The 26377-nt window shown below is 72.7% G+C and carries 29 protein-coding genes; 19 read left to right on the top strand and 10 right to left on the bottom strand.

Annotated elements, in window-relative coordinates:
* The first annotated feature begins 66 nt into the window (after positions 1-66).
* Positions 67-468: a VOC family protein gene (locus tag ABD296_RS13875; RefSeq protein ID WP_344266078.1), complete on the top strand. Its 402-nt coding sequence runs from the start codon at positions 67-69 to the stop codon at positions 466-468.
* 161 nt (positions 469-629) lie between these two features.
* Here the strand turns inward: ABD296_RS13875 and ABD296_RS13870 are convergent, their stop codons facing one another.
* Both ABD296_RS13870 and ABD296_RS13865 read right to left on the bottom strand, forming a co-directional pair.
* Positions 630-989, bottom strand: coding sequence for a hypothetical protein (locus tag ABD296_RS13870; RefSeq protein ID WP_344266075.1), 360 nt, complete (start codon positions 987-989; stop codon positions 630-632).
* Between the two features lie 340 nt (positions 990-1329).
* A complete protein-coding gene (locus ABD296_RS13865) occupies positions 1330-1974 on the bottom strand; it encodes a LysE family translocator (protein ID WP_344266072.1) in 645 nt (214 codons plus the stop codon).
* Between the two features lie 82 nt (positions 1975-2056).
* Between ABD296_RS13865 and ABD296_RS13860 the strand changes: the two genes are divergently transcribed.
* A complete protein-coding gene (locus tag ABD296_RS13860; RefSeq protein WP_344266069.1) occupies positions 2057-2509 on the top strand; it encodes an Lrp/AsnC family transcriptional regulator in 453 nt (150 codons plus the stop codon).
* 547 nt (positions 2510-3056) lie between these two features.
* Here ABD296_RS13860 and add read toward each other — a convergent pair.
* The 7 genes from add to ABD296_RS13825 all read right to left on the bottom strand — a co-directional run bounded on the left by add (position 3057) and on the right by ABD296_RS13825 (position 10494).
* Positions 3057-4034, bottom strand: a complete 978-nt coding sequence (gene add / locus ABD296_RS13855; RefSeq protein ID WP_344266065.1) for an adenosine deaminase — start codon at positions 4032-4034, stop codon at positions 3057-3059.
* 79 nt (positions 4035-4113) lie between these two features.
* Positions 4114-4695 (bottom strand): Uma2 family endonuclease, encoded by a 582-nt coding sequence (locus ABD296_RS13850; RefSeq protein ID WP_344266062.1) that lies wholly within the window; start codon positions 4693-4695, stop codon positions 4114-4116.
* Positions 4696-4742: 47 nt separating this feature from the next.
* Positions 4743-5615, bottom strand: coding sequence for an A/G-specific adenine glycosylase (locus ABD296_RS13845; RefSeq protein ID WP_344266060.1), 873 nt, complete (start codon positions 5613-5615; stop codon positions 4743-4745).
* Between the two features lie 37 nt (positions 5616-5652).
* The gene (gene disA, locus ABD296_RS13840; protein ID WP_344266058.1) at positions 5653-6735 is read right to left on the bottom strand and encodes a DNA integrity scanning diadenylate cyclase DisA; all 1083 of its coding nucleotides are present in this window, start codon (positions 6733-6735) and stop codon (positions 5653-5655) included.
* A 113-nt stretch (positions 6736-6848) separates the two neighbouring features.
* Positions 6849-8294 (bottom strand): DNA repair protein RadA, encoded by a 1446-nt coding sequence (radA, locus tag ABD296_RS13835; protein WP_344266055.1) that lies wholly within the window; start codon positions 8292-8294, stop codon positions 6849-6851.
* A 239-nt stretch (positions 8295-8533) separates the two neighbouring features.
* Complete coding sequence (locus ABD296_RS13830; protein ID WP_344266052.1) at positions 8534-9637, bottom strand: alpha/beta fold hydrolase; 1104 nt, start codon at positions 9635-9637, stop codon at positions 8534-8536.
* A gap of 158 nt (positions 9638-9795) precedes the next feature.
* Positions 9796-10494, bottom strand: a complete 699-nt coding sequence (locus ABD296_RS13825) for a class I SAM-dependent methyltransferase (protein ID WP_344266049.1) — start codon at positions 10492-10494, stop codon at positions 9796-9798.
* Positions 10495-10672: 178 nt separating this feature from the next.
* Between ABD296_RS13825 and ABD296_RS13820 the strand changes: the two genes are divergently transcribed.
* From ABD296_RS13820 to ABD296_RS13780, 9 genes are all read left to right on the top strand, one after another.
* Entirely contained in the window at positions 10673-11557 is an 885-nt protein-coding gene (locus ABD296_RS13820) for a sugar phosphate isomerase/epimerase family protein (RefSeq protein WP_344266046.1), read from the top strand.
* Positions 11554-12153, top strand: coding sequence for a TetR/AcrR family transcriptional regulator (locus ABD296_RS13815; protein ID WP_344266043.1), 600 nt, complete (start codon positions 11554-11556; stop codon positions 12151-12153). Before ABD296_RS13820 ends, ABD296_RS13815 begins: the two co-directional genes overlap by 4 nt.
* Before the next feature lie 65 nt (positions 12154-12218).
* The gene (locus tag ABD296_RS13810) at positions 12219-12950 is read left to right on the top strand and encodes an ABC transporter ATP-binding protein (protein WP_344266040.1); all 732 of its coding nucleotides are present in this window, start codon (positions 12219-12221) and stop codon (positions 12948-12950) included.
* On the top strand, positions 12947-13681 hold the full coding sequence (locus ABD296_RS13805; RefSeq protein ID WP_344266037.1) for an ABC transporter permease: 735 nt from the start codon (positions 12947-12949) through the stop codon (positions 13679-13681). Before ABD296_RS13810 ends, ABD296_RS13805 begins: the two co-directional genes overlap by 4 nt.
* A gap of 95 nt (positions 13682-13776) precedes the next feature.
* Positions 13777-15096 carry an LCP family protein gene (locus ABD296_RS13800; RefSeq protein ID WP_344266034.1) on the top strand — a complete coding sequence of 440 codons (1320 nt, stop codon included), beginning with the start codon at positions 13777-13779 and terminating at the stop codon, positions 15094-15096.
* A 143-nt stretch (positions 15097-15239) separates the two neighbouring features.
* On the top strand, positions 15240-16160 hold the full coding sequence (locus tag ABD296_RS13795; protein ID WP_344266031.1) for a proline dehydrogenase family protein: 921 nt from the start codon (positions 15240-15242) through the stop codon (positions 16158-16160).
* A gap of 53 nt (positions 16161-16213) precedes the next feature.
* Positions 16214-17008, top strand: a complete 795-nt coding sequence (gene proC / locus ABD296_RS13790; protein ID WP_344266029.1) for a pyrroline-5-carboxylate reductase — start codon at positions 16214-16216, stop codon at positions 17006-17008.
* An 83-nt stretch (positions 17009-17091) separates the two neighbouring features.
* Positions 17092-17523: a hypothetical protein gene (locus ABD296_RS13785; protein WP_344266026.1), complete on the top strand. Its 432-nt coding sequence runs from the start codon at positions 17092-17094 to the stop codon at positions 17521-17523.
* Between the two features lie 18 nt (positions 17524-17541).
* On the top strand, positions 17542-17664 hold the full coding sequence (locus tag ABD296_RS13780) for a hypothetical protein (protein WP_344266023.1): 123 nt from the start codon (positions 17542-17544) through the stop codon (positions 17662-17664).
* A 1-nt stretch (position 17665) separates the two neighbouring features.
* Here ABD296_RS13780 and ABD296_RS13775 read toward each other — a convergent pair whose 3' ends face one another.
* Entirely contained in the window at positions 17666-18697 is a 1032-nt protein-coding gene (locus tag ABD296_RS13775; RefSeq protein WP_344266020.1) for an alpha/beta hydrolase, read from the bottom strand.
* A gap of 143 nt (positions 18698-18840) precedes the next feature.
* On the opposite strand from ABD296_RS13775, the gene ABD296_RS13770 reads away from it, so the two are divergent.
* The 8 genes from ABD296_RS13770 to ABD296_RS13735 all read left to right on the top strand — a co-directional run bounded on the left by ABD296_RS13770 (position 18841) and on the right by ABD296_RS13735 (position 26132).
* The gene (locus tag ABD296_RS13770) at positions 18841-20055 is read left to right on the top strand and encodes an acetoin utilization protein AcuC (protein ID WP_344266017.1); all 1215 of its coding nucleotides are present in this window, start codon (positions 18841-18843) and stop codon (positions 20053-20055) included.
* A complete protein-coding gene (locus ABD296_RS13765) occupies positions 20055-20936 on the top strand; it encodes a phosphatase (RefSeq protein ID WP_344266014.1) in 882 nt (293 codons plus the stop codon). The genes ABD296_RS13770 and ABD296_RS13765 overlap by 1 nt, the downstream gene beginning before the upstream one ends.
* A gap of 340 nt (positions 20937-21276) precedes the next feature.
* Positions 21277-21480 carry a helix-turn-helix domain-containing protein gene (locus ABD296_RS13760; protein WP_067466901.1) on the top strand — a complete coding sequence of 68 codons (204 nt, stop codon included), beginning with the start codon at positions 21277-21279 and terminating at the stop codon, positions 21478-21480.
* Positions 21481-21924: 444 nt separating this feature from the next.
* The gene (locus ABD296_RS13755; protein WP_018654693.1) at positions 21925-22023 is read left to right on the top strand and encodes a 30S ribosomal protein bS22; all 99 of its coding nucleotides are present in this window, start codon (positions 21925-21927) and stop codon (positions 22021-22023) included.
* Positions 22024-22061: 38 nt separating this feature from the next.
* Complete coding sequence (locus ABD296_RS13750; RefSeq protein ID WP_344266003.1) at positions 22062-23075, top strand: NAD-dependent epimerase/dehydratase family protein; 1014 nt, start codon at positions 22062-22064, stop codon at positions 23073-23075.
* Positions 23076-23121: 46 nt separating this feature from the next.
* Positions 23122-24078, top strand: coding sequence for a lysophospholipid acyltransferase family protein (locus ABD296_RS13745; RefSeq protein ID WP_344266000.1), 957 nt, complete (start codon positions 23122-23124; stop codon positions 24076-24078).
* A gap of 34 nt (positions 24079-24112) precedes the next feature.
* Positions 24113-25279, top strand: a complete 1167-nt coding sequence (locus ABD296_RS13740; protein WP_344265997.1) for a low temperature requirement protein A — start codon at positions 24113-24115, stop codon at positions 25277-25279.
* A gap of 91 nt (positions 25280-25370) precedes the next feature.
* Complete coding sequence (locus tag ABD296_RS13735; RefSeq protein ID WP_344265995.1) at positions 25371-26132, top strand: dienelactone hydrolase family protein; 762 nt, start codon at positions 25371-25373, stop codon at positions 26130-26132.
* Positions 26133-26377: the final 245 nt, after the last annotated feature.

The following is a 26377-nucleotide window of genomic DNA, read 5'->3' as shown; positions in this document are numbered from 1 at the left end:
GCATGCCCGGCGGCTGCGCGGGGATCATCCCGCCGTACGCGAACCCCCTACCGGCTGGGAGCAGATGTGACCCGTCCGCCGCGCATGGCCCTGTCCGCGCCCGTCCTGGACGCACCGGACCCGCAGGAGCTGGCCGCCTTCTACCGACGCCTCCTGGGCTGGACGGTGGTGCAGAACGCGCCCGGCTGGGTGAAACTGCGCCCGTCCGGCGGCGGGACGGGGCTCTCCTTCCAGGCGGAGCCGCTTCACGTCACGCCCACATGGCCCGCGGCGGAAGGCACGCAGCAGATCCAGGCCCATCTGGACATCGAGGTGGACGACCTGGACGCGGCGTCCCGGCACGCCGAGGACTGCGGCGCCGTCCTCGCCGCCTTCCAGCCGGCCGACGACGTGCGGGTGTTCCTCGACCCGGTCGGCCATCCGTTCTGCCTGTTCATCCGTGAGCCGGAGGCCCCGACCGAACTCTGAGCCGGGGGTTTTCCACAGAACGCCGTTCCACTTCCGGCTGCGGAGACGCCCCTCGACGATGAGAAGCATCGGCGAAAGGGGCGCACATGGGAATCGTCTTTCGGTGTGCCTGCGGCCTTCTCGCGGCGCTTCTCGGCGCCCGGGGATGTCGGAGGCGGCTTCTAGGATTCGAACATGCGATCGAATGGAGTGGGTTCGGCGGCGCAGTTCGGGCGGCCGCATGGCCGCTCGCTGGACGCGGCGTTCCAGCGCGACGCCCGCGCCCCGGCACCGCCGCGACTGCCGATCTTCAGGTCCCGGCTCCAGGGGGAGCTGCTCGCGCGGCTGCTGCTCGGGCCGCGGCGCGAGGCGTCGATGCTCGACCTCGCGGTGATGCTCCGCACCGACCTCGGCTCGGTGATGCGCGAGGTGGAGCGGCTGTCGCGGGCGGGCGTCCTCGTGCTGCGCCGCACGCTCGCCGGCCGCCTCGTCTCCCGCGACGAGGCGAGCCCGCTGTACGAGCCGCTCGCCCGCCTGGTCATGCTGACGTTCGGTCCGGCCGCCGTGGTCGCCGAGGAGTTCGGGCGGCTCCCGCTCGTCCGCGAGACGCACCTGTTCGGCCCCTGGGCCGCCCGCTACGCCGGTGTGCCGGGCGACCCGCCGTGCGATGTCGAGGTGCTGGTGATCGGCGAGATCGGCCGCGACGTCGCGTTCGACGCCGCCCAGGAGGCCGCCGCCCGGCTCGGCCTTCCCGTCCACCCAGTTGTCCGGACCCCCGCGGAGTGGGCGGACGACACCGACCCCTTCCTCCGCGAGATCCGCGCCGGCCACCTGTTCACCGCGACTGACCCGCGGCTCGGAAGGAGGCATCGCCGGCGCATGTCAGCCCAGGAGGCGGTCGGCGAGCAGCCAGGCGCCGATGCCGATCATCGCGGCGCCGGAGACGCGGCTGATCAGGCGGGCGGCCGGGGCACGGCCCTGCAGGGCGGTCCGCGCGACCGTGCCGAGGCAGAGGTAGAAGACCGCGCAGGTGGCCATGAACGTCAGGCCGAGGGCGCCGATCTGCCCGGCGATGGGCCAGGAGCCGCCGGGGTCGGTGAACTGGGGCAGCAGCGCCACGAAGATGAGCAGGCCCTTGGGGTTCAGGCCGCTGACGCCCATGCCGCGCAGGAAGGTGCGCCAGTCGGTGCCCTCCGGCTCGGGGCCCTGCGGGTCCGGTGCCGACGGGTGCGCGAACGTCGTCGCGCCGTGCCAAATCAGATAAAGCCCGCCTACCACGGAGAGGCCGGTGAGGAAGGCGTCCGACTCGGCGGCGAGCGCTCCGACCCCGGCCGCGACGATGGCGGTGACCACGGCGTATCCGGCGACCAGCCCGCCCACCGCCGGCAGCACGGAACGGCCGCGCAGACCGGCGCTGATCGTGAAGGCCCAGTCCGCTCCCGGCAGCAGGATCATCAGCAGCGCGACCGTCCAGAAGGTGAGCAGGGAGGCGGTGGCCATGGGCGAGATCCCCTCACGCGGCGGCATTAGGGGGACGATACGTCCGTCCAGCCCAAAGGTGCTTTCAAGTTCTCCTTCGTCAACCGCGATGCGTGGAAGAATCTTCTACATGGACGCGATCGACCGGCAGATCATTGCTGTGCTGCAGGAGGACGGCCGGATGACGGTCACCGATCTGGCGGCGCGGGTGGGGCTGAGCATCTCGCCATGCCATCGCCGGCTGCGGGAACTGGAGCGCAGCGGGACCATCCGCGGATACCGGGCCGTCGTGGACGCCGCCGCCCTGGGGCTGACGTTCCAGGCCCTGGTGTTCGTCACCATGCGGCAGGAGGACCGCGAGACGCTGCTGGGCTTCGAGGCGGCGGTCGAGCGGGTGCCGGAGGTGGTGCAGGCGCAGCGCCTGTTCGGCGACCCCGACTACCTGCTGCGCATCGTCACCGCCGACCTGACGGCCTACCAGGAACTGGAGGACGACGTGCTGTCGGCGCTACCCGGCGTCCAGCGCCTCAACTCCACGCTCGTGATGAAGCACATCGTCAACGACCGCCCCCTCCCCACCTGAACCCGACGAAGGCACGCGGCGCCGAGGCAGGCGACCTGGAAGCCGAGCACGCACATCCATTCGGCTACGCCGCCCGGCAGCGGCGCGCCGTGCGGTGGACGGCGGCGAAGTCGGCGCGCTGGAGGCTGGGGACGCGCCTCTGGTCGGCTGTGTCGCCTGGCAGTGGCGCGCGTTGGCCGTGGGGCGGTCGGTGGCGAGGTCGGTGGGTGGGGCCGGGAGGTGCGTCGGTCGGCTGGCTGCGTTGACCGGCAGCGGTGCGCCGTTGGCGTGGCGTGGTCGGTCGGCGAGACCGGGAGATGTGTAGAAAGGTCGGCGCGCTGGAGGCTGGGGCCGCGTGTCCGGTCGGCTGTGTCGGTCGGCGGTGGCGCGTCGTTGGCCGTGGGGTGGTCGGTTGGCTGTGGGGTGGTCGGTTGGCTGTGGGGGGTGGGCGCGGGGTTGGTGGGTGGGGCCGGGAGGTGCGTCGGTCGGCTGGGGTGGTGGGGGTTGGGGGCGGGGCATGGGCGGGGTGGTCGGCGTGTGGGGTGAGGAGGTGTGGTTGATCGCCTTGTTACGGGGTGGGGGCGAGCCAGGTGTCGATCTCTTGGTTGAGGCGGGCCTTGGTGGTGGTCGTCGCGAACGAGGCGTCGACGCCGGCGCGGGCTAGGGCGGCCAGGGTGGGGTCGTCGTAGCCGAAGGTGTCGCGGACGCGGGCGTACTCGGCGGCGAGCGGTGTGCCGATCAGGGCGGGGATGTCGGTGTTGATCGTGACGATCAGGCCCGCGTCGCGGAGCCGCGGAAGGGGGTGATCGGCCAGGGACGGCGCGAAGCCCAGCGCGACATTGGACGACGGGCAGACCTCCAGTGGGATCTTCCGTTCGCGGACCTCGGCGACCAGGTCGGGGTCGTCCAGGACGCGGATGCCGTGGCCGAGGCGCTCGGTGCGGCCGGGCCCGAGCGCCTGCCGGATGCTCGCCGGGCCCTCGCCCTCGCCGGCGTGGTGGACGACGCGGAGCCCGGCGTCGCGGGCCGCCGCGAAGACCTCGGTGAACGGGTCGCCCGGGTAGGACTCGTCCCCGGCGAGGCCCATGGCGACGACGCCGTCGTGGCGGCGGGCGAGGTCCAGCGTGCGCCAGGCCCGGTCGACGGAGCGGCGGCGGGAGTGGTCAAGGAGCAGGCCGACCTCAATGCCGAACGCCTCGCCTCCCGCGGCCAGGCCCTCGCGGACGGCCGTCAGCGGCATGTCGAGGTCGCCGAGCCGTTCGCCGTGGCCGGCGGCGGTGAACGAGACCTCGGCGTAGCGGGTGCCCTGCGCCGCCTCGTCCTCGCAGAACTCGTAGGCGATCCGCCGGAAGTCACGGGGCCGCCGCAGGCACGTGCGCACGAGGTCGTTCTGGGCGAAGAAGGCGGCGAACCCGCCGAACGTGCCGCCGTCCTCGGGGACCGGTACACCGTTGGCCGTTCCGATCTCCCGCAGCGTACCCCACCGCACGGTGCTCTCCAGATGAACGTGCAAGTGGGCCTTGGGCAGGGTCAGCAGATCACGCACGACCGCACGTTACGGCCCGGCGCCCGTCTCCGACCAACCAATATTCACGTCGATCCCACCCGCCCGACGACGCGAGCCCCTAACGGCGGACCAGGGCCTTGACGTCCATGTCGATGGGGAAGGGCGCGTTCACCTTCAGACGGTCACGGTAGATCCCGGTCGCCACGTAGACGCCCGTCGCCTTGTCGAGTTCGAGAACGTGGATCACCGGCTGTAGGTTCTCGTTCTCGATCAACCAGTAATGCTGGAGTCCGGCCCTGGCGTACTTGATGCGCTTGGTGTCGCGGTCGCGCTCCTCCGATTCCGGCGAAACGATCTCAACGACCAGCACGACCTCCTCGGGGAGGTAGTACGTCCGCAGCAGGTCCGGGGGCTCATGCTGCGGACGGGTCACGAGCACGTCGGGCTCGGGGCGCTGGCGGCGACCGAGCTTGACGGTCATGTCCGTGTGCACGTCGGCGTGCTGTGGGGCCTGATCCTCCAGAGCGTTCGCGAGTCGCCGCATCACTCGGTCGTGAAAGGCCGATCGCGGCGGCATCATGATGAGCGCTCCGTCGATCATTTCGAAACGGGGGCCGTCAGAAGGAAGCGAGTCGAGATATTCGGCGGTCCAGCCTTCCGGCGGGGGACGGAGCCAATCGGGGACCGATTCGCCGGTCACGGCAACCTCCTACGTCGTCACCCCCAAGCTTGTGTTGGCACAGAAGCTCAGGTGGGGAGGGTGTAGCGGCCGTCTTCCAGGGGGTCTACCAGGCCGTCGGCTATGAGGGCGTCCAGGGCGCGTTCGCGTTGGAGGAGGTCGGACCAGACGACGTCGAGGGCGGGTTTCTCGACGGGGCCGGAGGCGTCGCGGAGGACGGCGAGGAGGCGGCCGCGGCACTGGCGGTCGGTGCCCGCGTAGGTCTGGCCCTTGCGGGGCGGGCCGTCGTAGGCGGGACGGCCGTTCAGGTGCCAGGTGCACTGGGACAGGACGGGGCAGTCGACGCAGCGGGGCGTGCGGGCCGTGCAGACCAGGGCGCCGAGTTCCATGACGGCGACGGCCCAGCGGGCGGCGGTCGGCGGGTCGGAGGGCAGCAGGCCCTCGGCGAGCGTCACCTCGGCCCTGGTCTGGGCCTTCGGCGGGTACTCCACGCCGGACACGAGGCGCGACAGGACGCGGCGGACGTTGGTGTCGAGGACGGCGTGGCGCTGCCGGAAGGCGAAGCTGGCGACGGCGGCGGCGGTGTAGGCGCCGATACCGGGCAGTGCGAGAAGGTCCGCGTGGGACGAGGGGACCTCGCCGCCGTGCCGGTCGGTGATCGCGCGGGCGCTCTCGTGCAGCCGCAGCGCGCGGCGCGGATAGCCGAGCCGGCCCCAGGCGCGGACGGCCTCACCGGACGGTTCGGCGGCGAGGGCGGCGGGCGTGGGCCAGCGGTCCATCCAGGCCTGCCAGACCGGCAGGACGCGGACGACGGGGGTCTGCTGCAGCATGATCTCGCTGACGAGGACGCCCCAGGGGGTGGCGTCGGGGGCGCGCCAGGGAAGGTCCCGGGCGTTTGCCTCGTACCAGTCGAGGATCGGGTCGGTATAGGTGGAGTTCATGGCGGATCGCCATTGTGGCACGCGGCGGGCGCGGCGGTCAGACGTAGCGTTCGAGGATCGACGACTCGGCGAGCCGGGACAGCCCCTCGCGGACGCTGCGGGCCCGCGACTCGCCGACGCCGCCGACGGCCTGGAGGTCGTCGATGCTGGCGGCGAGGAGCTTCTGCAGCCCGCCGAAGTGCTCGACGAGCCGTTCGACGACCATGCTGGGCAGCCGCGGCACCTTCGCGAGCAGCCGGAACCCCTTCGGGCTGACCGGGAGGTCGAGGGCGTCGGGCCCGGCGAACCCCATCACCTCGGCGACCGTGGACAGGTCGAGCAGCTCGTTGGCCGACAGGGTGTCCAGCGCGGACAGGATCGCGGTGACGCCGCGGGCGCGGGTGTGGTCGGACGGGTAGTCGCGGACGATCAGCTCCCGGTCGACGTCGACGCCGGAGACCAGCTCGTCCAGCTGCAGGGAGAGCAGCCGGCCGTCGGTGCCGAGCTCGACGACGTAGCCCTCGATCTCGTCGGCGATGCGGCGCACCATTTCCAGCCGCTGCACGACGGCGCTGACGTCCCGGACGGTGACAAGGTCCTCGATCTCCAGCGCGGACAGCGTGCCGGACACCTCGTCCAGCCGCAGCTTGTAGCGCTCGAGGGTGGCGAGGGCCTGGTTGGCCTTGGACAGGATCGCCGCCGAGTCCTCCAGGACGTAGCGGATGCCGTCGAGGTAGAGCGCGATGATCCGCATCGACTGGCTCACCGAGATGACCGGGTGGGGCGTCTGGCGGGCGACGCGCTCGGCGGTGCGGTGCCGGGTGCCCGACTCCTCGGTGGGGATGGTGGAGTCCGGCACGAGGTGGACGGCGGCCCGCACGATGTGGGAGTGGTCGTTGTCCAGCACGATCGCGCCGTCCATCTTGGCCAGCTCGCGCAGCCGCGTGGCGGAGAACTCGACGTCGAGTTCGAAGCCGCCCGAGCACAGGTCCTCGACGGCCTGGTCGTAGCCGAGCACGATCAGCCCGCCGGTGTGCCCCCGCAGGATGCGCTCCAGGCCGTCGCGTATCTGCGTGCCGGGGGCCACCGCGGCGAGCGTGGCGCGGCGTCGTTCGTCATGAGCCTTGTCGTGTTCTGGCACCTGGCCCCCGGAGGTCGCTGGACGGCGTCAGTTTACCGAGGAGGGCGGCGGCCCGGTTCCTCCCCTGGTCGCAAACGCCTGACGCGTGCCGTAATACTCTGGCGTTACCCGCGTCAGGGCGCGGTAAAGGCGACCTGGAGTGCCTGTTGCAGGCTGTCGACCTCCATCACCTTCATGCCCTCGTAGCTGCTGAGCTGCGGGTCGGCGCGCTTGAGCGGCGATCCGTCGGCGAGTTCGAGGGAGCCGCGCGGGACGACGGCGTGCTTGAAGCCGAGCCGCGCCGCCTCGGCGAGCCGCCGCTGCACGCCCGGGACGACGCGGACCTCCCCGGCCAGGCCGACCTCGCCGAGCGCGATGAGGCTGCTGGACAGCGCCTGTTCGACGGTGGACCCGGCGACGGCGAGGCCGAGCGCGAGGTCGACGGAGGTCTCGGCGAGCCGGACGCCGCCGACGGTGGAGACGTACACGTCCTGCTCGTGCATGGAGATCTTGCAGCGCTGCGCGAGCACGGCCAGCACCATCGCGACGCGGGAGGTGTCGAGGCCGGACGTGGCGCGCCGCGGCGCGGGCAGGTGGGACTTGGCGACCAGGGCCTGCACCTCGGCGACGAGCGGCCGGCGACCCTCCAGCGTGACGGTGACGCAGGTGCCGGGCACGGGCTCGTCGCGGCGGGTGAGGAACAGCCCGCTCGGGTCGGGCAGCCCGACGATCCCGACCTCCGACAGGTCGAAGCAGCCGAGCTCGTCGGTCGGGCCGTAGCGGTTCTTCACGGCGCGGATCATCCGGAGCCGGGAGTGCCGGTCGCCCTCGAAGTACAGGACGACGTCGACGAGGTGCTCCAGCAGCCGCGGCCCTGCGATCGCGCCCTCCTTGGTGACGTGGCCGACCAGCACGACGGTGATGCCGCGCTCCTTGGCGATCCGGATCAGGTTCGCGGCGACCTCGCGGATCTGGGTGACGCCGCCGGGCGCGCCGTCGACCTCGGACGTCCCGATGGTCTGGATGGAGTCGACGACCAGGAGGGTCGGTTCGACGGTGTCGACGTGCCCGAGGACGGCGGACAGCTCCGTCTCGGCGGCCAGGTACAGGTCGTCGGTGATGGCGCCGACGCGGTCGGCGCGCAGCCGGACCTGCTCCGCCGACTCCTCCCCGGTGATGTAGAGGACGCGCTTGGCGGTGGCGGGCGCCTGCCGCGGGATGTCCGTCTTCGGTGGCGTGGACGCCAGCGCCGCGACCTCCAGCAGCAGCGTCGACTTGCCGATGCCGGGCTCGCCCGCCAGCAGCAGCACGGCCCCGGGCACGATGCCGCCGCCGAGGACGCGGTCCAGCTCGTCCAGCCCGGTGGGCCTGGTCTGGGCGTTCTGGACGTCGACCTGCCCGATCGGCTTGGCCGGCGTGCTGACGGGCCCGGCGGTCACGACCCGCGCGGGGGTGGCCGAGGTCGCCTCGGTGACCGTGCCCCACGTCTGGCACTCGCCGCAGCGCCCCACCCACTTCGAGGTCTGCCAGCCGCATTCGGAGCAGCGGTAGGCAGCCTTCGCCGTCTTCGCCTTCGCCATGAGGCGAAACTCTAGGGCCCGCCACCGACACTCCACGGCCAGAGCCCCGGCCCCGGCAGGTTGAAGCCCGGCCCCGGCAGCTTGAAGCCCAGCCACCTCACGGGCAGGCACGTGGAGCGAGCGCCAGCGAGCGGAGCGGGCGTGCCCGCCGGTCGGCAGGCTGTTTCACGCGGAGCGCCAGCGGAGCGGGAAACGGTCTGCCGACCGTGACGGGGGTTCCAGGGGGTCGCCCCCCTGGGCTAATACTGCTTGCGGGCGCGTTCGATGAGGTCGCCGAGGTGGTCGGAGACGATGCTGGGACGTTCGAGCATGGCCATGTGGCCGGCGGTGGGGACGACCTCCAGCCGGGCGGACGGAATGCAGCCGGCGATCTTCAGGCTGTGCTCGACCGGGGTGAGCATGTCGTTCTCCGCGCCGATGACCAGGGTGTCGGCAGCGCCGAGGGACGCGCAGTCGCTGATCAGCTCGGTGGTGACCATCGAGTGGAAGAAGTCGATGAGCGCGTCCATCCGGGTCTCGGTCATCATCTGCTCGGCGAACGCGACGGCGGCGGGGCTGGCGTCGGGGCCGTAGGCGATCAGGTCGAGGATCAGCGTGGAGCCGTCCCGGCCGAGGTGGCGGACCTTCTCGATGCCGGCGGAGCCGGCGCCGAGGGCGCGCAGCGCGCGGGGCAGGACGCGCTGGGTGGCGCGGGCGAGCAGCGCGGGCATCCCGAGGGTGACCTCGCCGAGGCCGCCGGACGAGGTGCACAGCAGCCCGGTCGCGGCGATCTTGTTGCCGACCAGGCCGGCGTTGGCGTCGGCGTAGCGCATCGTGGTCATGCCGCCCATCGAGTGGCCGACCAGGACGACGGGGGTGCCGGCGGGGACGGTGGCCTCGATGACGGCGCCGAGGTCGCTCGCGAGGCGGTCGAGGCTGTAGCCGTCGCGGTCGCCGCCGTCGGAGCGGCCGTGGCCGCGCTGGTCCCAGAAGACGAGCCGGCCGAGGCCGCGCAGCGCCTTGCGCTGGAAGTGCCAGGAGTCCTGGGTGAGGGTCCAGCCGTGCGAGAACACGACGGCGAGGTCGGTGCGGTCCTCGCCGTCGATCTCGGCGTACAGCCGGGTGCCGTCGTCGGCGCGGACGGGCACGGGGCGGCCGCGCAGCGAGCCGAACGGCTCGCCCGCGTAGGGGTCGGGCCGCAGCTGGAGCCGGCGCAGGGCGCGGCGCTGCAGGGCCATCCCCGCGCCGGCGCCGGCTCCGGCGAGCGCGGCGGCGGCGATGACGCCGCCCAGCGCCTTCGCCCGGTGGGCCTGGGGGGTCGTCCCCCCAGGGGCGGCACTGCTCGTCCTGGCGGCACGGCCCATGGCCGGTTCCTCCGTTCCTTCGGGCGGACGCCGGCCGGGGGTCGGGGGCGGCGCCGCGGGCGCCTGCGGCGCCGGTGGTGGTCCGGCGCCAATTGTTGTACGCGGGGTCCAAGAGTGGCCACAGCGGGACGGCGACTGTGACGGACTCGTCAGTAACCTCAGACGCAACGCCACCACAGATTGACCGCGTAGTCCACTTCGAGACCGGGGTGCTCGCGCAGGAACTCCGCCGCGAGCCCGGCGGGGAACTCGATCCGCAGCACCGCCGCGAGGTCGTTCCGGCTCCCGAAAGACCACTTGATCATCAGCGGCTCGCGGGTGAAGCCGCGCCGCGTCCAGAACCGCTCGACCGCCTCCGGGTCGTAGGACGGCAGCCCGCGCCGGAACCAGCGGCCGAACGTGGAGCGCGTCGCGTCGTTGTCGATGATGAAGACCGCGCCGCCGCGCCGGACGACCCGGTCCAGCTCCGCGAGCCCCGGCTCGCAGCCCGGCCCGAAGAAGTACGCCCACCGCACGTGCACGACGTCCACCGACGCGTCCGGCAGCGGCAGCACCTGCGCCGCGCCGACACGGACGGTCACGTTGGGCAGATCGCGGACGCGGCGCGCCGCGGTCCCGGCGAGGCCCGCGTGCGGCTCGACCCCGATCACCCGGCCGGCCTCCGCGGCGAAACGCGGCAGGTGGTAGCCGGTGCCGCAGCCGAGGTCCAGGACGGTCGCGCCGGCCCACGGGCGGATCGCGCGCATCGCCGCGTCCAGCACGCCGTCCGGGTCCACCGCGCGGTTCTCCAGCTCGTAGACCTGCGGGGAGTTCCAGATGTTCGGGCTCGGCACGGCGCCCGGCGCGATCTCGGCCACGGGGACAGAGCGTAGCCGCGCCCGCGCCGGGGCCCGCGCGGCGCCCGCGGCACGGGCGCGCAAAGCAGCGCGGATCACTCGGGGCGAGGGTTTCATCACCGGCGCGGGCGCATAGGCTTTCCTTTACGAACACTGCTCTCATGGACCCAGCCGAGCGATCATTCCTGGCGAGGAAGCCTTGACCCCGCAGCACAACGGCTCCTACTCACCGGCCCTGCGCGTGCCGGACGCACCGATCACGCTGTCCACCGCGTCGGTCTATCCGGAGAAGGTGCCGAGCGCCTTCGAGATCGCCGCGCTGCTGGGCTACGACGGCATCGAGGTCATGGTGTCCACCGACGCCTCCTCGCAGGACCTGAACGTGCTGCGCCGGCTGTCGGACTACCACCAGGTCCCGATCAAGTCGATCCACGCGCCCTGCCTGCTGCTCACCCAGCGGGTCTGGGGGCGCGAGCCGTGGGGCAAGCTCGTCCGCTCCAAGGAGGTCGCCGAGGAGCTCGGCGCCGACGTCGTGGTCGTCCACCCGCCGTTCCGGTGGCAGCGCGACTACGCCAAGGAGTTCGTCGAGGGCCTGGCCCGCATGCAGGACGAGACCGACGTGCTGTTCGCGGTCGAGAACATGTTCCCGCTCAAGGCGCGCGGGGCCGAGGCGGGCATGTACCTGCCCGACTGGAACCCCGTCGACCAGGACTACCCGCACGTGACGCTGGACCTGTCGCACACCGCCGTCTCGGGCTCGGACGCTCTCGGCATGGCCGCGAGCCTGGGCGACCGGCTCCGCCACATCCACCTCGCCGACGGCGTCGGCATCACCAACAAGGACGAGCACCTCGTCCCCGGCCGGGGCGGCCAGCCGTGCGGGCCGATGCTGGAGACGCTCGCCGAGTCCGGGTTCCGCGGGCACGTCGTCCTGGAGGTCAACACGCGCCGCGCGTCCAGCCGCGCCGAGCGCATGGAGGACCTGGCCGAGGCGCTGGCGTTCGCCCGGCTGCACCTGGCCGCCGCCGACCACACCTGGCAGGTCACCTCGGGCGGGGAGGTCACCCGCCGGGGAGTCCGGTGACGGACGGGACGCGTTCCGGCCGGACCACGTCCGCGCGGGGGCGCCGCCCCGGGCCGACCGAGACGCGGGAGGCGATCCTCGCCGCGGCCCGCGAGATGTTCGCCGACAAGGGCTACGACGGGACGTCGCTGCGCGCGATCGCCCGCGCCGCGGGTGTCGACCCGGCCCTGGTGCACCACTTCTTCGGGACGAAGGAGGGCGTGTTCGTCGAGGCCATGCGCTTCCCGGTGGACCCGTCGGTGCTGCTGCCGCAGCTGCTGGCGCTGCCCCGCGAAAGGCTCGGCGAGACGATCGTCCGGACGTTCCTGCGGATCTGGGGTGACGCCGACCGCCGCGCGCCGCTCCTGGCGATGCTGCGCTCGGCGATGACCAACGAGCGGGCGGCGGCGATGATGCGCGAGTTCGTGTCGTCCGCGCTGCTCGGACGGGCCGGAGCGGCCACCGGCGTGCCGCACCTGAACATCCAGGCGGCCGTCGGGCAGATGATCGGCGTGATGATCCTGCGGTACGTGCTGCGGGTCGAGCCGATGGCGTCCGCGAGCGAGGACGAGCTGGTCGAGCTGGTCGCCCCGACGCTCCAGCGCTACCTGGGCTGAGCCCTCTCCAACCCCGTGCGCCGGCACCCCTTGACCCGGCTCTCGCACGGACTTAAATTCACCACATGATGAGTTCCAGTCCCGCCGTCAGCGTGCGGGATCTGCGGGTGGTGCGCGGCGGCCGCGAGGTCCTGCACGGGCTGAGCTTCGACGTCCCGCGCGGCTGCGTCCTCGGGCTGCTCGGGCCGAGCGGCTGCGGCAAGACCACCGTGATGCGGGCGCTCGTCGGCGTCCAGATCGTGCGCGGCGGCCGGGTCACCGTCCTCGGCCAGGACGCCGGGTCGGCCGGGCTGCGCGACCGCGTCGGCTACGCGACGCAGACCCCGGCCGTGTACGGGGACCTGACCGTCGCCGAGAACCTGCGCTACTTCGCGTCCGTCCTGCGCGCGCCGCGCGGCGACGTGGACCGCGTCATCGAGGAGGTCGGCCTGGCCGGCGCCCGCGACCAGCCGGTGGCGACGCTGTCCGGCGGGCAGCACAGCCGCGCCAACCTCGCCGTCGCCCTGCTCGGCTCGCCCGAGCTGCTCGTCCTGGACGAGCCGACCGTCGGCCTCGACCCCGTGCTGCGCCAGGAGCTGTGGACGCTGTTCCGGACGCTCGCCGGCCGGGGCGTCACGCTGGTCGTGTCCAGCCACGTCATGGACGAGGCGGGCCGCACCGACCGGCTGCTGCTGATGCGCGAGGGCGCGATCCTCGCCGACGGCGCCCCGGATGCGCTGCGCGAGCGCACCGGCGCCGCCGACCTCGAGGGGGCGTTCCTGCACCTGATCAACGAGACGGCCGGGAGCCCCGCATGAACCCCGCGATCACCCTCGCCACCACGCGGCGCATCCTCGCCCAGCTCCGGCACGACCGCCGCACCGTCGCGCTGCTGGTCGCCGTGCCGAGCCTGCTGATGGTCCTGCTGCGGTACGTGTTCCAGGCCCCGCAGACGTTCGACCGGCTCGGCCCGATGCTGCTCGGCCTGTTCCCGTTCATCGTCATGTTCGTGGTGACCAGCGTCGCCACGCTGCGCGAGCGCACCGGCGGCACCCTCGAGCGGCTGATGAGCATGCCGCTCGGCCGGCTCGACCTGCTGCTCGGCTACGCGCTGGCGTTCGGCCTGGCCGCGCTGGTGCAGGTCGGCGTCGTCCTGCTGATCTCGCTGACCTGGCTCGGCCTGGACCTGACCGGCTCGCTCGGCTCCCTGGTGCTCGTCGCGGTCCTGGACGCGCTGCTCGGCATGGCGCTCGGCCTGTTCGCCAGCGCGTTCGCCCGGACCGAGTTCCAGGCCGTCCAGTTCATGCCCGCGCTCGTCCTGCCGCAGGCGCTGCTGTGCGGGCTGATCGTCCCGCGCGACCAGATGGCGGGCTGGCTGGAGGCGGTCTCCCGGGTGCTGCCGCTGACCTACGCGGTGCAGGGCATGCAGGAGATCAGCGAGCATCCCGGCTTCACCGGCACCCTCGCGACCGACGTCGCCGTCATCGCCGCCTTCACCCTGGTGGCCCTCCTGCTCGGTGCCGCCACCCTGCGGAGACGAACGGCATAGGCGGAAGGTTCACCCGGAGGCCGGGACAGGACTCGACCGGGCGGACGGGCGGAACGCGCCTTAACCGCACTGATCGGGCTGGTAGCTTCTGCGCCATGACCCCCCGAGACCTCCCCGGCCCCTCGGCGCCGCAGCGGCCCGACGGGGCGCCGCAGCCGCACGCGGGACGCCACGCGTCCGGCGCCCCCGAAGCCCCGGGCATGCCGGCGGGCCCGGGCATGCCGCCCGGCCCCCGCGCGACCGGCGGACCCGGTGGACCCGCCATGCCGGGAGGACCGGGCGGACCGGAGGGCCCCGGGAACGGCGGACCCGGCGGAACGGGCGGGACCGGCGACGAAGGCTTCGAGAGCGCGGCGTTCTGGGGCGAGGGCGGCGGCGACGGTGAGGGCGGCGAGCGCAGGCGCAAGAAGCGCTGGCCCCGCGTGCTGATCGCGATCGGCGTGTTCTTCGTGCTGGTCGTGGCGGGGATCGGCGGGCTGATCTGGCAGCGCCAGGCGTCCTACAACGGCAACATCCACCGGATCCAGGGCGTCATGCCGGACGGCGGCAAGCGGCCCGGCCCGAACGTCGCCGGCACCGAGAACTGGCTGCTGGTCGGCTCGGACTCGCGCGCCGACGTCGGCACCACCGGGGACGGCAGCGGCAACCTCTGGAAGCCGGGCCAGCAGCGCACCGACACGATCATGCTGCTGCACCTGCCGGCGGACCGGAAGAAGGCCTACATCATCTCGATCCCGCGGGACTCCTACGTCGACATCCCCGGGTACGGCAAGCAGAAGGTCAACGCGGCGTTCTCGTTCGGCGGGCCGAAGCTGCTGATCGAGACGCTGGAGCAGCTCACCGGGGTGCGGATCGACCACTACGGCGCGATCGACTTCGAGGGGTTCAAGTCGATGACGGACGCGCTCGGCGGCGTCACCGTCACCATCAAGCAGAGCGTGTACGACCCGGCCCGCAAGAAGCAGTGGGCCGCCGGCCGGCAGAAGCTGAACGGCGAGGAGGCGCTGCTGTTCGTCCGGCAGCGCTACAACCTGCCGAACGGCGACTTCGACCGGATCAAGCGGCAGCAGGCGTTCCTCGGCGCGCTCGCCAAGCAGGCCGCGGACGGCGGCACGCTCAGCAACCCGCTGAAGCTCGACCGGTTCCTGTCGGCGTTCACCAAGTCGATCAGCGTCGACTCGAGCGAGTCGGCGGGCGACTTGCGCTCGCTGGCGCTGAGCCTGCGGCACCTGCGCGTCGGGGACGTGACGTTCCTGACGGCGCCCTACAAGGGGACCGGGATGCGCAACAAGCAGAGCGTGGTCTTCCTGGACCCGGCCAAGGCGAAGGCGCTGTTCAACGCGGTGAAGACGGCGGGGATGCCCGAGTACGTGCAGAAGTACGGCGGCGGGCACGGCGTCGGCACGGTGTCGTGACCCGGGTGCCGTGATCCGGTGCCGTGACCTGGTCGTCGTGAAAGGGGCGTCGTGATCGGCGCGCCGGTCCGGGCATACCCTGGAAACCAGGGGCGGCGGCTGTGAAGGAGCGGGCCGTCCCGCCGGACAAGGGGTTGCCACCAGTGCTTCGTCAGGCGTTGCTGTTCGCGTCGCGCAGTCACGGCGCACGCCGGATCATGGAGACCGCGCCGTTCACCGGCGACGTCGTCCGGCGCTTCGTCGCCGGGGAGACGATCGAGGACGCGGCGCGCGTCACCGGGGACCTGACCGCCGAGGGCCTGCTCGTCACGCTGGACGTCCTCGGCGAGGGCACCGAGGACGGCGGCCGGGCCGGCGCGAACGCCGACCACTATGTGGGGCTGCTCGAACGGCTCGGGACGGCCGGCCTCGGCGCGCGCGCCGAGGTGTCGGTGAAGCCGTCGGCGATCGGCCTGACCATCAGCGAGGACCTCGCCCTGGAGAACGCGCGCCGCATCTGCGGGGCGGCCCGTTCGGCCAGTACGACCGTCACGCTCGACATGGAGGAGCACACCGCGGTCGACGCGACGCTACGGATCCTCCACGAACTGCGCCGCGACTACCCGGACGTGGGGGCGGTCATCCAGGCGTACCTGCGGCGCGCGGAGGAGCACTGCGCCGAGCTGGCGTACGAGGGGTCCCGCGTACGGCTGTGCAAGGGCGCCTATGCCGCGCCCGAGGCGGTGGCCTTCTCCGACAAGGAAGAGATCGACAAGTCGTACGTGCGCTGTATGAAGGTCCTGATGGCGGGCAAGGGCTACCCGATGCTCGCCACCCACGACCCGCGCCTCATCGACATCGGCGGTGCGCTGGCGGTGCTGAACGAGCGCGACGCCGACACGTTCGAGTACCAGATGCTCTACGGCATCCGTGCGCAGGAACAGCGCCGCCTGGCCGGGAAGGGCGCGCAGGTCCGCGTGTACGTCGCCTACGGCCGGGAGTGGTACGAGTACTTCATGCGGCGGCTCGCCGAGAGGCCGGCGAACCTCAAGCTGTTCGCCCGTTCCCTCGTCGGGAAGGCGTGAACCGGCCCCGATAGGGTGGTGCGGTCACTGGATCCCCACGTCAAGGTATGCCGATGATCGCGATTCTGGGTGCCGGGAAGATGGGCGAGGCGCTGCTGTCCGGAGTGCTCCGGGCCGGCCGCCCCCCGTCCGAGCTGGTGGCGACCGCGCGCCGCGAGGAGCGCGCGGCGCTGCTGCGCGAGCGCTACGGCATCGAGACGGTGTCCAACGCCGACGCCGCCGCCAAGGCCGGCACCCTGATCCTCGCGGTGAAGCCGCAGGACATGGGCGCGCTGCTGGACGAGGTCCGCCCGCACGTCGGCGGCGACCGGCTGGTCATCTCGATGGCGGCCGGCATCCCGACCGCGTTCATCGAGGAGCGGCTCCCCGCCGGCGTCCCGGTCGTCCGGGTCATGTCGAACACGCCCGTCCACGTGGACGAGGCGATGAGCGTGATCTCGGCGGGGTCGCACGCGGGCGAGGAGCACCTGAGGCTCGCCGAGGAGCTGCTGTCGCCGGTCGGGAAGGTGCTGCGCATCCCCGAGTCGCTGCAGGACGGCGCCACGGCGCTGTCGGGCAGCGGGCCCGCGTACTTCTACTACCTGGTCGAGGCGATGGTGGACGCCGGGATCCTGCTCGGCATGCCGCGCGCCGCCGCGCTGGAGATGGTGATCCAGTCCGCGGTCGGCGCCGCGGTGATGCTGCGGGACTCCGGGGAGCACCCGGTGCTGCTGCGCGAGGCCGTCACGTCGCCGGGCGGGACGACGATCTCCGCGATCCGCGAGCTGGAGCGGCACGGCGTCCGGGCGGCCGTCCTGGAGGCGATCGAGGCGGCCCGCAACCGGGGCCGCGAACTCGCCGGCGGCTGACCCGCCGCCCTCCCCGGGCAGAAAAGTTCAATTCCGAATGATCCGGTTGATCCGGACAGGGGTGCGGGGACGTGTTAGGGAGTATGGGACTCATACTCCGACTGCTGGTCGCCGCGGGACTCGCCGCGGACGCCGTCGTGCACTGGAGGTTCGCCCCGCAGATGGCGTTCGTGGAAGGCGGCTCCATCCACGGCGACCTGCTCTTCCGCATCCAGGCCGGGGTCGCCGCCGTGGTGGCGGTGATCGTCCTCACCTACGCGGCCCGCTGGTCGTACGCGCTGGCGTTCCTGGTGGCCGGGAGCGCGGTCGGCGCGCTGCTGCTCTACTACTACGTCGACGTGGGCGCCCTCGGTCCGCTGCCGAACATGCACGAGCCCGTCTGGTACACCGAGAAGACGGTGAGCCTCGTCGGCGAGGGCGTGGCGGCGGTGGCGGCGGCGATCGGCTTCCTCACCGTCCGGCGCGGGCCCCGCGGCGAGGCGGCCCACGAGCGCGAGCACGCCCACCTGTTCTGACCGGCGGCCCGGCCGCCGGTGGAGCGGACGCTGCCGCACCGGGCCCTGATCAGGCTGCGCGTGCCCCGCTTCATGGCCGACCACGCGGCGGCGCTGCTGGCTGCCCACCTGCGCCGGCGCCCCAAGCGCGGCGACCGCTGACCTACGCCGCGACCTCCGGCTCCTCGGACGTCCGGGCCGCCGGCACGGTGACGGACTGGACGGTGACGGACCGGACGAAGCGCGCGGCGTCCCGCATGGCCGCGCGGGCCTCCGGGAGCACCCGGTTCAGCATCTGGAAGACGTGCATCTGGCCCTTCCAGACCTGGAGCTCGCAGTCGGCGCCCGCGGCGGTCAGCGCGTCCGCGAGGGCCTCGGCCTCGGGACGCAGCACCTCGTCGCCGCCGACCTGGATCAGCACCGGCGGTGTATCGGTCCAAGCGCAGGTGAGCAGGGCCAGCCGCGGGTCGTCGAATCCGGCCGGCCCCACTACGAGGCGGGCGACCCGCCGCGCCGCGTAGGCGCTGATGTACGGGTCGCGTGCGCGGCGCTGCGCACGGGTGGAGAGTTCGCAGGTCAGATCGACCCAGGGGGAGAACAGGACGATCCCGGCCGGGGACGGCAGCCCGGTCCGGCAGATCTCGCCCGCCAGCGTCGCGGCCAGGTGCCCGCCCGCCGAGTCGCCCGCCACGACGATGCCGGACGCGGGGACGCCCCGGTCGAGCAGCCAGCGGTAGGCGGCGACGGCGTCCTCCAGCGGGGCGGGGAACGGGTGCTCGGGCGCGAGCCGGTAGCGGGGGACGAGCACCGGCAGCCCGGTGTCGAGGGCCAGCCGGGACGTGATGGGGCGGTGCGTGCGCGGCGAGCAGACGACGTAGCCGCCGCCGTGCAGGTACAGGATCGCGCCGGGAGCGGAGGCGCCGGCGGGAGCGGAGGCGCCGGCGGGCGCGTCGCCGGTGCCGCGGGGGACGACCCACTCGCCCTTCACCGGGTGGCCGCCGCCGCTCTCGATCCGCGGATCGTGCAGCGGGACGACACGGACCCGCGAGCCGGTGCGCATCAGCAGCGACGCGGCGTCCACGGCGGAGCGGGCGGTGCGGATGCTCCCGGCATGGCCGGGCACGCGGTGCATGAAGGGGTGGACGCCCAGGCGGAGCGCGCCGGAGATCGCGCGGCTGCGGACGCTCTGGTCCATCGGCACCTCACTCGCTGTTTCCGTTGTGTTATGTAGATGCCCATTTATGTCGTGTAATCAACATCACCGATTGGTTGCGACGTATGCCGCGTGCGGCGGGGTCTGTGATCCTGGCCACCGGCCCGTCGCGATACCGTGAGGTCATGAGCGTCGCGCCGCCGTCCCAGCCGCCCTCCTCCGGCGGCTGCGGGCTGGAGGTCTTCTGGGACGACCGGCTCGTCTCCTACGACTTCGGGCCCGGTCACCCCATGAACCCGGTCCGCGTCGAGCTGACGATGGCGCTGGCACGCGACCTCGGCGTGCTCGACCGCGCCGGTGTGCGGGTGTCGCGGTTCGAGCCGGCCGGCGACAAGCTCCTCCGGCTCGTCCACGAGGAGGCCTACATCGCGGCCGTGAAGCACGCCGGCGCGACCGGTCTGCCCGAGCCCCGGTACGGCCTCGGCACCGACGACAACCCGGTCTTCCTCGGCATGCACGAGGCGTCCGCGCTGGTCGCCGGCGCCTCGGTCGCGGCGGCGGAGGCGGTCTGGACGGGCCGCGCCGAGCACGCCGCGAACATCTCCGGCGGCCTGCACCACGCGATGAGCGGCGCCGCGAGCGGCTTCTGCGTCTACAACGACCCCGCCATCGCGATCGCGTGGCTGCTGCAGAACGGCGCCGAGCGCGTCGCCTACGTCGACATCGACGTGCACCACGGCGACGGCGTCCAGGCCGCCTTCTACGACGACCCGCGCGTCCTGACCATCAGCCTGCACGAGTCGCCGCGCACCCTGTTCCCCGGCACCGGCCTGCCGACCGAGACCGGCGCCGACGGCACGGCGGTCAACGTCGCGCTGCCGCCGGGCACGAACGACGCGGCCTGGCTGCGCGCGTTCGACGCGATCGTCCCGCAGCTGCTGCACCGGTTCCGCCCGCAGGTGCTCGTCACCCAGCAGGGCGCCGACGGCCACGCGCTCGACCCGCTGGCGCACCTGATCCTCACCGTCGACGGGCAGCGGACCGCCTACGCGGCGCTGCACCGGCTCGCGCACGAGACGGCCGGCGGCCGCTGGATGCTGACCGGGGGCGGCGGCTACGAGCTGGTCCAGGTCGTCCCGCGCGCGTGGACGCACCTGCTGGCGGAGGCGTCCGGCGACCCGATCCCGCCGGGGACCGAGACGCCGCGGGACTGGCGCGAGTTCGTCCGGCAACGGACCGAGGAGATCGCCCCGCTCCGGATGACGGACGGGACGGACGTGGTGGAGGTGCATCGGTGGGGGAACGGCTACGACCCGGCGAGCCCGGTCGACCAGGCGATCCTGGCGACCCGGCGGGAGGTCTTCCCCGAACACGGCCTCGACCCGATGACGGACGAGTGATGGCGGACACCGGCAGGCCCCCCGCGCGGGACGAACTGCGCGCGCACCTCGTCCGCACGATGATCGCGGGCGACGTGGCGACGCCGCGGCAGAACAACCTGCTGCACTACCGGCGGATGGCGGCCGGCAACCCGTACTACCAGTTCGGGCTGGAGCTCAAGCCGTCGTGGACCGAGCGCTCCGTGCTGGAGATGATGGTCGAGCGCTGCGGCGTGAACGCCGACCCGAGGCACGTGTACGGGGACGACACGATCGACCCCGAGATCACCCTCGACACGCTGGAGGCGATGGGCGACCGCATCGGCCTCGCGGCGCGCCGCAAGGAGACCGTGGTGATCGCGACGGGGCACCCGGCGACGCTGACCCCGGTCTACCAGGCCGTCGCGCGCGCCCTGGAGGGCGCCGGCTGCCGGATCCTGACGCCGGCGGCGGGCTGGACGTACGAGATCGACATCGACTACGGCGGTTCGGACCTGCGCCGGATCGTCTACGCCGAGCCCGGCGTGGCGATGCTGGAGGGCGAGGACTTCCGCACCCACCACACGCACGACCCGCATCCGATGGAGGCGATGCTCCGCGAGCTCGCCTCCGGTGGTACCGCCGCAGCGTCCGCCGATAGCGGAAACAGCCGGACCACGAGCGGTGAACCGGACGTTTGGCCGGATCTGGCCATCGCCGATCACGGCTGGGCGGGTGCCGCCGGGCAGGCCGGCATCGACACCGTCGGATTCGCGGACTGTAACGACCCGGCGCTGTTCGCCGGCGCCGCCGAAGGCAAGGTCGACGTGGTCGTACCGCTGGACGACGGCGTATCGCCGCACCATTACGCCCCTTTGACGGCCTACCTCCTCGCCCGTGCGGGCCTGTACTCCGGGGTTTGACCTTGCTTACCTTCCGGGGCGGGCGCCGAGCCCGCCACCGGGTGTGACACGGCTGCCGTAACGGTGTTCGTGGGCTTGCGAGACCCCACCGCGAACCTCTGAGTCGCAGGTCATCGCCTGTTTTCGATTGACAACCGCTTGGCCTGCCACCGTCCGTGCCGTCAGCTTCGCGCTCCGTGCGGGAGCAGTGCCGTGGCCGCCGCGCCAGGGTCGGATACGGAAATGTGCGGAACTCCCCTCTTGCGACTGCCGATACGCGATTTACGCTGGAGGAAGTACACGTGCGTGATCAAAGTCACCCGAAGGGCCGGTGCGCGGCACGTGTGGAAGAGGGCGTCCGATGAGCTCAGGCGAGCGACCTCTCAGCGAGGTCAGGTTCCTGACCGTGGCCGAAGTGGCCTCGGTGATGCGGGTGTCCAAGATGACCGTCTACCGCCTCGTCCACTCGGGCGAGCTACCCGCCATCCGGGTGGGCCGCTCGTTCCGGGTCCCCGAACAGGCCGTCCACGACTACCTGCGCGACGCGTACATCGAAGCCGGATAACGGGTGAGGGCGGGGCCGGACGGCACCGCCGAACCTGCCACCCGGCAGTGCAGGGGGCGCCGGGACGGCCCGCCAGGACCGTTCCGGAGCTGGGGAAACAGGACGAGGACCGGCCGGTGGCCGGCAGGCCGCCGCAGCCGGCGACCGGGCGGGCGGGGCATTCCCGATGCCCCGCGCGACCCCGGTCCGGGACCGGTCCGGACACCGCGGGACGGGCGGATCACACCTCCGCCGTCCGACCCGCGCGGCAAGGTGCCCGGCATCACGCGGCGCGCCGGAAAGCGGGCGCGCGGCGGGGTGCCGGACTCCGTGCGCCATGCCGCGGCGAGATCTCCACCTGGGCAGCGGTACCCTTGGGCAGCGGACCGTGCGCGCGTTTCGAGTGATGCTCGCCTGCGGCACGTTCGTCTCCTGCACAACACCCGATACGCCGAGCGAGGTCTCGTGGGCTCTGTCATCAAAAAGCGTCGCAAGCGGATGGCCAAGAAGAAGCACCGCAAGCTGCTGAAGAAGACGCGCATCCAGCGCCGCAACAAGAAGTGAGCACGCCGGCCGCACAGCCGTAAGGGGTGGGGCGCACAGTGCCTGCCAAGCCCGCCGCGGCCCGTGTCGTCCTCGTCACGGGCGTCTCCCGCTTCCTCGGGGCGCGGTTCGCGCACGCCCTGCAGGCCGACCCGGGCATCGAGCGGGTCATCGGGGTGGACACGGTGCCGCCCACGATGCCGCTCGGGCGCACCGAGTTCGTGCGGGTCGACATCCGCACCCCCGGCATCGCCAAGATCATCTCATCCGCGCGGGTCGACACCGTGGTGCACCTCAACCTGGTCACCTCGGCGTCGGTGCCGCGGGCGAAGGTGAAAGAGCTCAACGTCATCGGGACGATGCAGCTGCTCGGCGCGTGCCAGCGCTCGCCCGACGCGCGCAAGCTCGTCGTGCGGTCCTCGGCCGCCGTCTACGGCTCCTCGCCGATGGACCCGGCCGTGTTCACCGAGCGGGACGAGCCCGTCGAGGCGCCGACGTCCGGGTACGCCAAGGACGCCGTCGAGGTCGAGGGGTACGTCCGCGGGCTGACGCGGCGCCGCTCCGACCTGACGGTGTCGGTGCTGCGGTTCGCGAACTTCCTCGGGCCCGGCGTCGACTCGCCGCTGACGCGGTACCTGCGCATGCCCGTCGTCCCGACGGTGCTGGGCTTCGACCCGCGGCTGCAGTTCGTCCACGAGGACGACGGCGTCGAGGTGCTGCGGCGGATGACCGTCGAGGACCATCCCGGCTGCTACAACGTGGCCGGCGACGGCGTGCTGCTGCTGTCGCAGGCGCTGCGCCGCGCGGGCCGTCCGTACGTGCCCGTCCCGGCGCCGTCCATCTCGCTGTTCGGCGACATGGGGCGGCGCTTCGCCGGCATGTCCGGGTTCTCGCCCGAGCTGCTGCGCTGGCTCACCTACGGCCGGGTCATCGACACGACGGCCCTGGAGGACGAGCTGGCGTGGCGCCCGAAGTACGGGTCGGAGGCGGCGTTCGCCGACTTCGCCGCCACCCGGGGCCTCGGACGCCACGGGCCGGCCGCCCGGCTGGCGGCCGCGCTGCTGCGCGGCTGACACGACGCCGGCGCGGCCCGCGGCCGCGCGGCGGAAAGGAGGCAGGATGATGCACGCCCGCCACGAGGACGACGAGGGCGCGCAGGTCATCCGGCTCGACTCGGCCCGCCAGGACGGCGGCGAGGCGGGCGGGCCGGACGGCGCGGGCTCCGGCTCCGGTGCGGGCCCCGGGCCGCTCGAACGCGGCATCGCCTCCGGCCTGGCGTTCCTGCGCCGCCGCATCGCGGGCGATTACGAGGTCGACGAGTTCGGGTACGACCCCGACTTCAACGAGTCCGTGCTGCTGCCCGCCGCCCGCGCCCTCTACGAGCGCTGGTTCCGCGTCGAGCTCGCGGGCCTCGAGAACGTCCCGGCGGACGGCGGCGCGCTGATCGTCGCCAACCACTCCGGCACGCTCCCGCTCGACGCGCTGATGCTGTCGGTCGCGCTGCACGACCACGCCCGCCGGTGCGTCCGGCTCCTCGGCGCCGACCTCGTCTACCAGGTGCCCGTCCTCGCGCACATGGCCCGCAAGGCCGGCCACACCCTGGCCTGCCAGGCCGACGCCGCGCGGCTGCTCGGCAAGGGCGAGCTCGTCGGGGTGTTCCCCGAGGGCTTCAAGGGCGTCGGCAAGCCGTTCGCCGAGCGCTACAAGCTGCAGCGCTTCGGCCGCGGCGGCTTCGTCGGCACCGCGCTGCGCGCCGGCGTCCCGATCGTCCCGGCCGCCATCGTCGGCGCCGAGGAGATCTACCCCAAGATCGCCGACCTGCGGCCGCTGGCCCGGCTGCTCGGCCTGCCCTACTTCCCGGTCACCCCGACGTTCCCGCTGCTCGGCCCCGCCGGGCTCATCCCGCTGCCGTCCAAGTGGATGATCCAGTTCGGCGAGCCGATGACGCTGGATGACTACGCCGCCGAGGACGCCGACGACCCGATGACCGTCTTCAACCTCACCGACCACGTCCGCGAGAACGTCCAGCAGATGCTCTACGACACGCTGCTGCGCCGGGGGCCCGCGTTCTTCTGACGCTCCGTTTCGGGGCGCGCCCTAGAGTGATCGCATGCCATCGCTGCGCACCCGGATGGTCGCCCGTGACCTGGCCGAACCCCACCGCGCCTCCAGCCCGCTGGAGCTGCTGTTCGACCTGACCTTCGTCGCCGCCGTGTCGCAGGCCGCCGGACGCCTCGCCCACGCGACGGAGGAGGCGCACGCCGCCGGCGCAGCCGGGGCGTTCCTCGCGGTCTTCTTCGCCATCTGGTGGGCGTGGATGAACTTCACCTGGTTCGCCTCCGCCTACGACACCGACGACGTCCCGTACCGCGTCATGACGTTCGTGCAGATGGCCGGCGTGCTGGTGCTCGCCGCCGGAGTGCCGTCCGCGTTCGACGGCGACTTCACCACCGTCACCATCGGCTACCTCGTCATGCGCGTCGGCCTGGTGAGCCTGTGGACGCGCGCCGCGATCGCCCACCCGGAGGGGCGCGCCACGGCCACCCGCTACGCGGTCGGCGTCTCGCTCGTCCAGGTGCTCTGGGTCTCCCGGCTCGCCCTGCCCGGCGACGGCCCGGCCTGGGCGTTCATCGTCTGCGCCCTGGCGGACCTGTCGGTCCCGCTGTTCGCCGAACGGCCCCGGATGACCACCTGGCACCCGCACCACATCGCCGAACGGTACGGGCTGTTCACGATCATCCTGCTGGGCGAGAGCGTCCTCGCCGCGACGAACGCCGTCCAGGGCGCGGTCGCGCACGGCCTCAGCGCCGGCCTCGTCGTCATCGCCCTCGCCGGCCTGGCCATCCTGTTCACGGTCTGGTGGATCTACTTCTCCGAGGAGCCCGGCGAGGGACTCGCGGACCGCCGCGACCGCTCGTTCGTCTGGGGCTACGGCCACTACCTGATGTTCGCGGCCCTCGCCGCCCTCGGCGCCGGCCTCGAGGTCGCCGTCGCGTCCGCGGGCGAGGGCGAGCACGGCATCGAGGCGGACGCGACGACCGTGGTCGCGGCCACGGCCGTCCCCGTCGCGATCGCGCTGGCCATGCTGTGGGCCCTGCACGCCCCGCTCGGCAACGTCACCGTCCCGCCCCACTTCATCGCCGTCGCGGCCGTCCTCGTCCTGCTCACCGTGCTCGGCGCGCCGACCATCGGCGTCGCCGCCTCGCTCACGGCGATCGCCGTCGTGCTGGTGCTGCTCATAGCCGCCGTCCTCGCCCGCCAGACCCGCGCCACCTGACGCGGTCGGCAACATTTCCCCGGATCCGCCGTCTCTGGCTTAAGATCGTCCAGTTCGCGCCGTCGGGGCGCGAACGAAGGACGGGGGTCCCATGGCAGGCGAGATCGTCGCGCACGAGGTGCAGATCGACGTCGGCGGCTCCACGCCGATGAACGCGTTCCTGGCCCGCCCGGCGGACGGCGCCCACCCGGTGGTCCTCGTCTGCGCGGAACTGTGGGGCCTGACCGACCAGGTCCGCGACATCGCCCGGCAGATCGCCGAGCTCGGCTATGTCGCCGTCGCGCCCAACCTCTACCACCGCTCGGGCCCCGAGACCGCGGCCGGTTTCGCCGAAAGCGACGCCAACCGCACGCACGCCTTCGACCTCCTCGGCCGCCTCACCCGCGACGACGTGGAGACCGACCTGCGCGCCTGCGTCGCCCACGCCCGCGAGCACGCGAACGCCACCGGAAAGACCGGCGTCCTCGGCTTCAGCCTCGGCGGCCACATCGCCTTCTTCGCCGCGACCCGCCTCGACCTCGCCGCCGCCGCGATCTACTACCCCGGCTGGCTCCCCGTAGCGGGCACCGCCCTCAGCCGCCCGACCCCGCTCCTGGACGACGCCCCCGCCATCGCCGCCCGGGACGTCCGGACGCTGATGTTCTTCGCCGAACTCGACCACGTCATCGACGCCGGCCAGCGCGATCAGATCAGCGCGGCTCTTGACTCGGCGGGCGTCCGCCACGAGGAGATCGTCTACCCGGGCGCCCAGCACGCCTTCTTCTTCCCCGGCCGTCCTCCCTACGACAAGGCCGCCGCCGACGACTCCTGGACCCGGGTCCAGGACCTTTTCGACAGAGAACTCACGCAGTAGCGCGCTTGGTGGGGGCGGCGCCTGTTGTGGTGGTGTCTTTGGGGCGGTGCTCTGGGGGCGTGCTTTTAGGGGCGGTGCTCTTAGGGATGGTGCTCTTTCGGGCGGTGCTTTAGGGGCGGTGTCTGTGCGGGGTCTTCGTGTCCTGAGCGGTAAGGGTGTTCGGGCGGTGGGGCGGCGCTGCGTACGGGGCCGCCCCTCCAAAGTCAAGGGCGCCTTCGGCGTCGCTTCGCGATGGACTTCGTCCA

Origin of the sequence: Actinomadura napierensis (assembly GCF_039529375.1) — a bacterium.
Taxonomy (GTDB): Bacteria; Actinomycetota; Actinomycetes; order Streptosporangiales; family Streptosporangiaceae; genus Spirillospora; species Spirillospora napierensis.
The sequence above is the reverse complement of the archived record's forward strand: the minus strand, read 5'-3'. Positions and strand labels throughout refer to the sequence as shown.

Coding starts and splice junctions, on each gene's coding strand:
- ABD296_RS13800 (WP_344266034.1), top strand. CDS start 13,777: ATGACCCCCCGAGACCTCCCCGGCCCCTCGGCGCCGCAGCGGCCCGAC.
- proC (WP_344266029.1), top strand. CDS start 16,214: ATGATCGCGATTCTGGGTGCCGGGAAGATGGGCGAGGCGCTGCTGTCC.
- ABD296_RS13830 (WP_344266052.1), bottom strand. CDS start 9,637: ATGGGCCGTGCCGCCAGGACGAGCAGTGCCGCCCCTGGGGGGACGACC.
- ABD296_RS13770 (WP_344266017.1), top strand. CDS start 18,841: ATGAGCGTCGCGCCGCCGTCCCAGCCGCCCTCCTCCGGCGGCTGCGGG.
- ABD296_RS13805 (WP_344266037.1), top strand. CDS start 12,947: ATGAACCCCGCGATCACCCTCGCCACCACGCGGCGCATCCTCGCCCAG.
- ABD296_RS13745 (WP_344266000.1), top strand. CDS start 23,122: ATGATGCACGCCCGCCACGAGGACGACGAGGGCGCGCAGGTCATCCGG.
- ABD296_RS13735 (WP_344265995.1), top strand. CDS start 25,371: ATGGCAGGCGAGATCGTCGCGCACGAGGTGCAGATCGACGTCGGCGGC.
- ABD296_RS13760 (WP_067466901.1), top strand. CDS start 21,277: ATGAGCTCAGGCGAGCGACCTCTCAGCGAGGTCAGGTTCCTGACCGTG.
- ABD296_RS13845 (WP_344266060.1), bottom strand. CDS start 5,615: ATGAACTCCACCTATACCGACCCGATCCTCGACTGGTACGAGGCAAAC.
- radA (WP_344266055.1), bottom strand. CDS start 8,294: ATGGCGAAGGCGAAGACGGCGAAGGCTGCCTACCGCTGCTCCGAATGC.
- ABD296_RS13785 (WP_344266026.1), top strand. CDS start 17,092: ATGGGACTCATACTCCGACTGCTGGTCGCCGCGGGACTCGCCGCGGAC.
- ABD296_RS13810 (WP_344266040.1), top strand. CDS start 12,219: ATGATGAGTTCCAGTCCCGCCGTCAGCGTGCGGGATCTGCGGGTGGTG.
- ABD296_RS13870 (WP_344266075.1), bottom strand. CDS start 989: ATGACCAGGCGGGCGAGCGGCTCGTACAGCGGGCTCGCCTCGTCGCGG.
- ABD296_RS13775 (WP_344266020.1), bottom strand. CDS start 18,697: ATGGACCAGAGCGTCCGCAGCCGCGCGATCTCCGGCGCGCTCCGCCTG.
- ABD296_RS13740 (WP_344265997.1), top strand. CDS start 24,113: ATGCCATCGCTGCGCACCCGGATGGTCGCCCGTGACCTGGCCGAACCC.
- ABD296_RS13860 (WP_344266069.1), top strand. CDS start 2,057: ATGGACGCGATCGACCGGCAGATCATTGCTGTGCTGCAGGAGGACGGC.
- ABD296_RS13865 (WP_344266072.1), bottom strand. CDS start 1,974: ATGCCGCCGCGTGAGGGGATCTCGCCCATGGCCACCGCCTCCCTGCTC.
- ABD296_RS13765 (WP_344266014.1), top strand. CDS start 20,055: ATGGCGGACACCGGCAGGCCCCCCGCGCGGGACGAACTGCGCGCGCAC.